Source organism: Devosia sp. XK-2, assembly GCF_037113415.1.
Lineage (GTDB): Bacteria > Pseudomonadota > Alphaproteobacteria > Rhizobiales > Devosiaceae > Devosia.
In genome coordinates this window covers 2,064,339-2,073,188 of sequence record NZ_CP146608.1, presented here as the reverse complement: position 1 = coordinate 2,073,188, position 8,850 = coordinate 2,064,339, and the positions used below count along the sequence as shown (strand labels likewise).

11 protein-coding genes are annotated in these 8,850 nt (G+C 61.9%); 5 read left to right on the top strand and 6 right to left on the bottom strand.

Translation table 11 applies throughout. The annotated features are described in order from the left end of the window. Window positions 1-54 precede the first annotated feature (54 nt). From V8Z65_RS10105 to V8Z65_RS10095, 3 genes are all read right to left on the bottom strand, one after another. A complete protein-coding gene (locus V8Z65_RS10105) occupies window positions 55-261 on the bottom strand; it encodes a cold-shock protein (RefSeq protein ID WP_338719612.1) in 207 nt (68 codons plus the stop codon). Window positions 262-527: 266 nt separating this feature from the next. Continuing rightward, window positions 528-881 carry a YciI family protein gene (locus V8Z65_RS10100; protein WP_338719610.1) on the bottom strand — a complete coding sequence of 118 codons (354 nt, stop codon included), beginning with the start codon at window positions 879-881 and terminating at the stop codon, window positions 528-530. 136 nt (window positions 882-1,017) lie between these two features. Beyond that, window positions 1,018-1,476 (bottom strand): hypothetical protein, encoded by a 459-nt coding sequence (locus V8Z65_RS10095; RefSeq protein ID WP_338719608.1) that lies wholly within the window; start codon window positions 1,474-1,476, stop codon window positions 1,018-1,020. Window positions 1,477-2,176: 700 nt separating this feature from the next. Between V8Z65_RS10095 and V8Z65_RS10090 the strand changes: the two genes are divergently transcribed. From V8Z65_RS10090 to V8Z65_RS10080, 3 genes are all read left to right on the top strand, one after another. After that, the gene (locus V8Z65_RS10090) at window positions 2,177-2,821 is read left to right on the top strand and encodes a dihydrofolate reductase family protein (protein WP_338719606.1); all 645 of its coding nucleotides are present in this window, start codon (window positions 2,177-2,179) and stop codon (window positions 2,819-2,821) included. Between the two features lie 96 nt (window positions 2,822-2,917). Then, on the top strand, window positions 2,918-3,658 hold the full coding sequence (locus tag V8Z65_RS10085) for a cytochrome c biogenesis protein CcdA (protein ID WP_338719604.1): 741 nt from the start codon (window positions 2,918-2,920) through the stop codon (window positions 3,656-3,658). 162 nt (window positions 3,659-3,820) lie between these two features. Further along, the gene (locus V8Z65_RS10080) at window positions 3,821-5,059 is read left to right on the top strand and encodes a GNAT family N-acetyltransferase (protein ID WP_338719602.1); all 1,239 of its coding nucleotides are present in this window, start codon (window positions 3,821-3,823) and stop codon (window positions 5,057-5,059) included. Here V8Z65_RS10080 and radC read toward each other — a convergent pair. Beyond that, entirely contained in the window at window positions 5,045-5,773 is a 729-nt protein-coding gene (gene radC / locus V8Z65_RS10075; protein WP_338719600.1) for a DNA repair protein RadC, read from the bottom strand. The genes V8Z65_RS10080 and radC overlap by 15 nt on opposite strands. Then, window positions 5,773-6,603: a type I methionyl aminopeptidase gene (gene map / locus V8Z65_RS10070; RefSeq protein ID WP_338724003.1), complete on the bottom strand. Its 831-nt coding sequence runs from the start codon at window positions 6,601-6,603 to the stop codon at window positions 5,773-5,775. Before map ends, radC begins: the two co-directional genes overlap by 1 nt. Window positions 6,604-6,724: 121 nt before the next feature. Here map and V8Z65_RS10065 point away from each other — a divergent pair, with 121 nt between their 5' ends. Then, window positions 6,725-7,498, top strand: coding sequence for a molybdopterin-binding protein (locus V8Z65_RS10065; protein ID WP_338719598.1), 774 nt, complete (start codon window positions 6,725-6,727; stop codon window positions 7,496-7,498). A 74-nt stretch (window positions 7,499-7,572) separates the two neighbouring features. Next, window positions 7,573-8,070, top strand: coding sequence for a xanthine phosphoribosyltransferase (gene gpt / locus V8Z65_RS10060; protein WP_338719596.1), 498 nt, complete (start codon window positions 7,573-7,575; stop codon window positions 8,068-8,070). 12 nt (window positions 8,071-8,082) lie between these two features. Here gpt and V8Z65_RS10055 read toward each other — a convergent pair whose 3' ends face one another. Next, window positions 8,083-8,658: a chemotaxis protein CheW gene (locus V8Z65_RS10055; protein ID WP_338719594.1), complete on the bottom strand. Its 576-nt coding sequence runs from the start codon at window positions 8,656-8,658 to the stop codon at window positions 8,083-8,085. Window positions 8,659-8,850: the final 192 nt, after the last annotated feature.

Here is an 8,850-nt window from a genome sequence, read left to right as displayed (position 1 = left end):
TTTGGGCGTGTTTTTGCGCGGGGGCGCCGGGCGGCGTCCCCGCGGCAGTCCGGCTTAGGCCAGAACGAGATTGATGGCGGACTCGCGACCGTCGCGGCCCTTTTCAAGGTCGTAGGAGACCTTCTGCCCGTCCGACAGGCTCGACAGGCCGGAGCGTTCAATCGCCGAGACGTGAACGAAGGCGTCCTTGCCGCCATCATCGGGCGAGATGAAGCCGAAGCCTTTGGTTGCGTTATAGAATTTTACGGTGCCGTTGGTCATTTTGGCGCCTTTCAGTTTGGCTCGAAGCGTAGCAAACGAGCAGGTTTCTCCCGTGCACTGTGCAGCAGGAGCCTAAGAACGTTTGCAATTCAGCAGGAAAGCCAAGCGACCGGCAGAGCCGGCAGGCCGAGTTTGCCAACAGGGGCAGAAACGTATGCGCACACCTTCTACCCCAATTGGGGTGAAGTCAAGGCGGGCAGGTATCAGGCCTGCCTCGTGGACCATTCAGACACCGCGCCAGGGCAGCCCGGTGCTCAGATGACGCTTTAGTAATTGGCGCCGCCGGCGATTTCGCGCAGCTCCAGCACCAGTTCGGGTATGCCATTGTCGATATGCATCTGCATGAACTCGCCGGCCAGTTTCTCTGCCGCTGCCATGTCGGGTGCCTCGAACACGGCATAGCCGCCGAGCACTTCCTTGGCCTCGGCATAGGGCCCGTCCGTCACCACGATCTCGCCGGCGCTGTTCATCAGCCGTCGTCCCTCTTCAGCAGGCTTGAGACCGCCCGTCGAAATCAGCGTCCCATCCTTGAGACATTTTTCCATCCACGGCCCCATGGCATCCATCAGGCCCTGCGAAACGTCCTCCGGCTTCAGGTCGGCGGGCGGAATGATGCTCATGAAATAGCGCATAGAAGGGTCCTCATTGCTGTTCGGCCCAGGAGCATGGCCTGGCTGATTATGCAACGAATGACGGTGCCCGATTTCGACATCCGGCGCGAGATTTTTTGGGGGAGGGTGCGGGTCAGGCCCTTGGCTAATAGCTCAATCCAAACTGAATTTCGATTCTGTGATACCCCGCTTTCGGTCCATCATAGTGGTGATAGATCTCCCGGCTCTCGCCGGAAAAAGCGTGCCGGGAGGATTCAATCGCCTTTACCAGCGGCGCATAGCCCTGGCTGAAGAGCGTGCGCATCGGTCCTTGATGAATATGGGCCGCCGCCATTATCGGCTTGAGATGCAAGAGCTCAAAGGCGCCTTCATAGCGGTCAGGCTTGATCACCGGCCGGCAACACCGCCATTCAAAGAGCGTCTTGCCGTCTTTGGGCAGATTATGGGCGACGAACAGCCAGGGCCCGGCAATGGTCATTGCGGCCGCGGCAATCTCTGCGTCAATCTGCGGACATATTTCGGCCGCCGCCGCCTTTACCTGAGCAATTGACAAATGGCGGTGGTGGCTCAGAACCCAAAGGTCTTCAGTTTCAACGATCTTCATTATGCACCTCTGGCCGCCAAGCTAGGGGCCGGTGCGTTCCCGCACAAACCAACCAGCAGAAAATCGCACTCATGCCCGCGAGAAATCGCCGTAGAAAGAGAAAATTATCCTCGTCTCCCCGAGCCATGCCTATCAGAGGGAGGCTGGGTGGGGGTATCCCCTTCACAAAAGCACCTATCCCTCTTATCCCTGCCCCAAAAACCTGCCGTACACTCCCCTCATTCCTCTCGCGACAGGGCGGCCTGCAGCGACCAACTTCGCGCTGTGCGCGAATGGCCGAGGAGGGAAAGCCGGGCATGGGGCAGTCGCGTGCAGCCATGGTCTGGGGTCGGTCGGTGAGAGTTCGAGCCTGCTGCTCGTCGCAAGACAGGCAGCTGAAAGCGGGTGCCTTAGGGCGGCCGCGCCGGACAGCCTCCCAAGTTACCCTCTAACGAGAAACTTCGCAGACGGTTCGCGGGAGCGAAGGCGCGGCTCCAGTGGAGCCGGGCCAGGCAAGAAAGCCTTGAGCGCTATGCGCGAATGGCGGGCGTTCCCGAGGCGGCTTTCGTCTCAGTTTTTAGTTTCAGGGACGGCAGCCGTCTCGGGACTCCGCTCTTTTCCTCACAACCGCGAGGCCGGGCGGACCTTCGGCATGCCTTGTCGAAAAGCCTCCACATGGTTCGTCGTCAGAGCGAGGCAGACACAATCGGGGAGATGCACAATGTCCAGGGTTTGCGTTCAGAGTTTTTCGGTTTCACTGGATGGATTCGGCACGGGCGAGGGCCTGAGCCGGGAGGCGCCCTTCGGGCATGCCGGCGAGCGCCTGCATGAATGGATGTTCGCCACCCAATGGGGCGGCGACATGTTCGGGCGCAGCCGGGGCAGCGCCGGCATCGACGATGCGCTGCTGCGCCTGTTCAGCCCCGGCATCGGTGTCGAAATCATGGGCGCGGGCAAGTTCGGCTATCCGGGCTGGCATGAGGATCCGGATTGGAAGGGCTGGTGGGGCCCCAATCCGCCCTTTCACACCCCGGTCCTCGTGCTTACCCACCATTTGCGACCCTCCATCGAGATGGAGGGGGGCACTACCTTCCATTTTTCCGATGCCGCTCCCGCCCAGGTCGTGGCCGAGGCGCGCAGGCTGGCGGGCGATCAGGATATTCGCCTGGGTGGTGGCGCCAGCATGATCCGCGATTATGTCAGGGCCGGCCTGGTCGATCACATGCATATCGTGGTGGTGCCCATCCTGCTCGGCCGCGGCGTGCGTCTGTGGGACGGGCTGGAGAGGATCGAGCAGGATTACACCATCGAATCGGTGACTGCGCCGAGCGGCGTCACCCATCTCATGTTCGCACGCAAGCAATAGACCCGGGCCATCACGTCCCCGCGATGCGACGAGGCGGCTCATTGCCTTTATGTGTCATGGCGCTAAACAAGGGCGCGACAAACGGAGCGTCGAAACGTGGAATTTTCCCTGCCTCTGGTGATCGGCGCCGGGGTGCTGAGCTTTCTCAGCCCCTGCGTGCTGCCGCTGGTGCCGCCCTATCTCACCTATATGAGCGGGGCGAGCTACGATCAGTTGCGTGCCGAGGCCGTGTCCGGTTCGCCGGGCCAATTGACCGGCCGGGTCGCCTTGACCTCGATCTTCTTCATTCTCGGCTTTTCCGTCGTCTTCATCGCGCTGGGCGCCACCGCCACCGCCTTTGGCCAGCTGTTCCGCCAGCTCCTGCCGGTCCTCACCCCCATTGCGGGCCTCGTCATCATTGCCATGGGCCTGCATTTCCTTGGCATTTTCCGCATCGGCATTCTCGATCGGCAATTGCGCCACAATGGCCCTGGCGTGGCCTCCGGGCCCATGGGCGGCTTCCTTTTGGGTCTCGCCTTTGCCATTGGCTGGACGCCCTGCATCGGCCCGGTGCTCGCGGCTATTCTTTCGGTTGCCGCCAGCCGCGATACCGCATGGGAAGGCGCGTCGCTTCTTGGCCTTTATTCACTGGGCCTGGGTATTCCGTTCTTCCTGGCCGGCATTGCCGTGGGGCCCTTCCTCACTTTCTTCAACGGCTTCAAGAAGCACCTGGGCACGGTAGAGAAGATCATGGGTGGCCTGTTGGTCATTACCGGCCTCCTGTTCCTCACCGGCAATTTCACCCGCATTTCCTATTGGTTCCTCGAGACATTCCCGGTGCTGGCCAATTTTGGCTGAGCGCGGTCTTGGGAAATTTCCGAAGCTTCGCCCGGATTTGTAGTCGCCGATTAACCGTCTTTACGGTTTGGCGCACGCTGCCGTTCTTCCCTATGCGATTTTCAGCCGCAATTTACCCCTCGCGATCAGACTGGCGTCGGTTTTGGGGAGAGTGCAACAATTGTGAGTGCGAATACGCAGCCCATCGCCACGGCGATGGAACCGATTGTCGAGGAACGAAAAAACGTGGCGAGCGTGCCCGAGGCCGCGCGCCGCGACATATCGGTTCGTGTCACCAGTCACATCGAGGATGTCGAGACGATCTGGCGCGGGTTCGAGGCCTTTGGCGTCCAGTCTCCGGGACAGAGCTACGATTTCATCCGGCTTTGGGTCTCCGACCGCAAAATTCCGTGCGACGATCAGCATTATGTCGTGGGGGAGGTCGATGGCGTGCCGGTGGCGCTTTTGCCGCTGCATCGCAAGCGGGTCCATGGCGTGCGCCTCTACACCTGGTTTCCCGGCGCCCATGCCGGCTGCTATGCGCCCCTGGTCGACGTGGAGCGGCTAAGCGCGCTGGGCGAATATGGGCGGGCCGCGCTCTGGCAGGCCATGACCTCGGCCCTGACGGGCGCCGACCTCGTCTATCTGCGGTCCATCCCGGCACATATGGGCGGACAGGCGGACATTTTCGGCCAATTGGGCAGCGCCCTGACAGTCGAAACGCTTTATCGCGCCGAATTTTCCTCGTGGGAGCAATGCGACCGCGAGCAGCGCAGCCGCTCGCGGCGCAAGCACGACCGGCAGCAGGGCGACCGGCTCGCCGCCTTGGGCAATGTGGCGTTCGAGGAGATCAAGGATCCGGCATCGGCAAGAGCGGCGCTCGACATCATGTTTGCCCAGCGGTCCGCCCGTTTCCGGGCTCAGGGCATCCGGGACATTTTCGTCTGCGACAATATCACCAGCTTCTATCGCGCTGCGCTGGAACCGGATTCAGGCGTGGATGTGCGCCTGCATGTCCTGCGGCTCGATGGCCAGGTGGTGGCGGTGCGCTACAATATCGTTTTGGGCGACCGCATGTTCTGCCTCATCTCCTCCATGAGCGAGGATTGCCATATCCAGTCCGGCTCGCCGGGCAAGCAATGCCTGTTGCGGGTCATGCAGACCGTATTCGACCAGGGCATATCGGTCTTCGACATGGGGTCGGGCTATACCGACGAGAAACGCCATTGGTGCAATGTGCAGATTCCCCTGCGCCAGCATTATGTCGCCCTCACGCCTTTTGGTCGCTTGGTGGCAGCGGCGCATGGCGGCTTCCAGCGGTTGCGGGCCTGGGCCAAGTCCAATGAGCGGATCAAATCGGCCTGGCGTTTGGTCAATCAGGTCTGGGAGCGGCTCCCGGGCCGCAAATCAGATCAGCTTTAGCCCGCGAAGCGATGCGTGGCCTGACTTACCCACGATGATGTGGTCATGCAGTACAATGCCCAGCGGCCGAGCAATATCGGCGATTTCATTGGTCATGCGGATATCGGCCGATGAGGGGGAGGGGTCACCCGAGGGATGGTTGTGCACCAGGATCAGCGCTGTGGCCGAAAGCTCGAGCGAGCGCTTGATGACCTCACGGGGATAGACCGGCGTATGGTCCACCGTCCCGGTCTGCTGCACCTCGTCGGCAATCAGCCGGTTTTTCTTGTCGAGGAACAGAATGCGGAATTGCTCAATCGATTCAAAGGCCATCTGGCTGCGGCAATAATCGATCAACTGGCTCCAGGAAGACAGGATAGGCATTTCATGGTCGATACGATCGCGTCCGAAGCGGGCCGCGACCGATTGGATGACCTTGAGGTGGGCGATGGAAGTCGGTCCGAGCCCCCTGATTTTGGCCAACCTGGCCTCGCTGGCGTTGAAGACGCCGGAAAACGAGCCGAATTCGCGCAGCAGCGTCTTGGCCAAGGCCTTGGTGTCCTTGCGCGGAATGACGAGCTGCAGCGCCAGTTCCAGAAGCTCATAATCTTCCAGCGCATCGCCACCTAGTTTGAGAAAGCGCTCGCGCACGCGCTGGCGGTGGCCGGCATGGTCGTCGGCAGCAGCCGGCGCTGGTGGAGAGGCCTCGGCGAAAGCGTCGGGCCGGTCGCTCATCAGGCCGCCCGGCTCGCCAGGGGATTGAAGAGGCCTGCAGGCGAAAGCGTGAAAATCTCGCAGCCGGTTTCAGTAATGCCGATGGAATGCTCGCATTGCGCCGAGAGCGTGCGGTCACGCGTCACCGCGGTCCAGCCATCGGAGAGGATTTTCACATGCGGGCGGCCCAGATTGATCATCGGCTCGATGGTGAAGATCATGCCGGGTTTGAGCGGCACGCCGCTTCCCGGCGTCCCGAAATGCAGGATATTGGGTTCGTCGTGAAAAAGCCGCCCCAGCCCGTGCCCAACAAAGTCGCGGACAACGCTCATGCGCTCGACCTCGGCCACCGCCTGAATGGCCGCGCCGATATCGCCGGTCGTATTGCCGGGTTTGGCCGCGGCAATCCCTGCCTCAAGCCCCGCATAGGTCACTTCGATCAGTCGCTCGGCCTTGCGCGAGATTTCGCCCACTGGATACATCCGGCTCGAATCGCCATGCCAGCCGTCCAGCACCAGCGTCAGATCGACATTGACGATATCGCCCTCGCGCAACGGGCGCTCGTCGGGAATACCGTGGCAGACCACATGGTTGATCGAGGTGCAGACCGAGTGTCGATAGCCCTTGTAGAAGATCGTGGCCGGTACGGCGCCATGGTCTCGCGCGAATTCATAGGCCACGCGGTCTATGGTCGAGGTGGGCACGCCCGCCTCGACGAAAGGCGTCAATTCGTCCAGGGCCCTGGCCGTCAACGCACCGGCGCGACGCATGCCTTCAAAGCCTTCCGCACCATGCAGCGGAATGACGCCGGCGGTTCGGCGGGCCTTGGTGGTTGCGTCAACAAAGGTAATCATCAAATCGGTCTCCTGGACGAGCAAAATAGGAGCTTAAACCGATCATGGGAAGGGTGGTGCACCGTTGACTTGCGGCGGGCATAGAGGCATCCACAACTGCCTCGAGGAAAAAGCACCGATGACCCAGCAAGACATTCGCATCACCGCCGGCATGATCGTTATCGGCGATGAGATACTCTCCGGTCGCACCAAGGATGTGAATATCGGTGCGGTGGCCGATTTCTGCACCGATCTGGGCATCGATCTCACCGAGGTGCGGGTCGTCTCGGACGAGATGGATGCCATTGTCGAGGCGGTCAATGCCCTGCGCGCACGCTACACCTATGTCTTCACCTCCGGCGGCATCGGGCCAACGCATGACGATATTACCGCCGATGCCATCGCTGCCGCTTTCGGGGTGGCGCTGCCGATCAATGCGCAGGCGCGGGCCATGCTGGAAACGCGCTGGAAGCAGACCGGCACCGAGGTCAATGAAGCGCGTCTGCGTATGGCGCGTATCCCGGAAGGAGCGGATCTGATCGTCAATTCGGTGTCCGCAGCGCCGGGCTTCCGCATCGGCAATGTGCATGTCATGGCCGGGGTGCCGGTCATCATGCGCTCCATGCTCGAGGCGCTGGCCCCCACGCTCAAGGGCGGAAAGAAGGTGTCGTCGGTCGCCATCAAGGCGGCGGTGGGCGAGGGCACTTTGGGCGGCCCGCTCGGGGCGTTGCAGGCCGATTATCCGGATGTGAAGATGGGTTCCTATCCGCAAATGGGCAAGGATCGCGTGATGACCGAATTGGTGCTGCGCTCGTCCGACGAAGCGCGGCTGGCCGAGGCGGCCGAAAAGGTTCGCGCCATGGTCGCCGCCGCGCATGAAAAAGCCGGTGTGGCGCCGCCGGATGCAGAATGATTGGCGTTTTCGTCCTGCTTTGCTAAGGACGATCCAAACGAATTTACGGGGCGCCGCCCCGCCAGGAGAGCCGCGTGACCAATCCGAGCCAGAAGTCCTTTCCCGTCACCTGGGATCAGTTTCATCGCGATAGCCGCGCCCTGGCCTGGCGCCTGACCGGCATGGGCACATTCGACGCCGTGGTGGCCATCGCCCGCGGCGGTCTGGTGCCGGCCGCCATTGTGGCTCGCGAGCTCAACATCCGCACTGTCGAGACCGTGGCTGTCAAAAGCTATGACCACCAGAACCAGGGCGGCATCAAGGTCCTCAAGGAAATCAGCCGGCCCGTCCTCGACATTGCCAAGAATGGCGGCAAGATCCTGATTGTCGACGATCTGGTGGATACCGGCGCCACGGCCCGAGTCGTCCGCGATATGCTCCCCGGCGCCCATTTCGCCACCGTCTATGCCAAGCCCAAGGGCCGCGAACTGGTCGACACCTTCATCACCGAAGTCAGCCAGGACACCTGGATTTTCTTCCCTTGGGATCTCGACGTGGCCTATGTCGCGCCGATCTCGGGTGGCACGGACTGAGGCAGGCCGAATCTAGATTTCATCCAGAAAGACAAACTCCGCGTGGCCCTCGGTCGAGGGCGTGTCCGCCGCAGGTTCGGCGGCCGCGCCCGTCAGGTCCACCGCCTGCCGCAGCACCGTTTCCTCATCGAGGATGGCGACCAGATTGTCGCCCTGCCTGGCAATGCCGGCCAGGAATTTTGCGGCTGAGCCTTCGATCTGCGGGACGGGCAATATGTCGTCGCCCTGGACTTCGATGATGTCGGACACGCTGTCGACCAGCAGGCCCATATCGTGCCCCGCGACCTTGAGCACCAGGATCACCTGACCCTCATGCTGGCTGCGCGGCTCGGCGGAGCAGCCGATCCGCAGGGCCAGGTCATGGATGGGCACGACGCGGCCGCGGATATCGATGACGCCGAGTACATCGGGCTTCTGCGCGGGCAGGGGCGTTACCGGGCTCCAATTGCGGATTTCGCGCATGGACATGATGTCAACGCCGAAATTTTGTCCGGCACAGGTGAAGGTAATGAATTGCCGGGCACCGGCGCCGATTGCCATGCCGGGCGGGGTTTCGAACTGATCCAAATCCTGCGGCAGGGCCGACATCGCTACGCCTTACTCGATACATCAGGGGCGGCCAGTGGCCGACGGTGATCATTGTCGGGAAAAGGTTGCCGCAAGCTTAGCGGCTGGTGCAGGCGGCGGGATTGAACCCGCGAGACCATCGCCGAGGGCTTTAAGCGTCTTCTGGCTACCAATTTCACCACGCCCGCTTGGCGCGGCGCCTCGTGTTTGTCA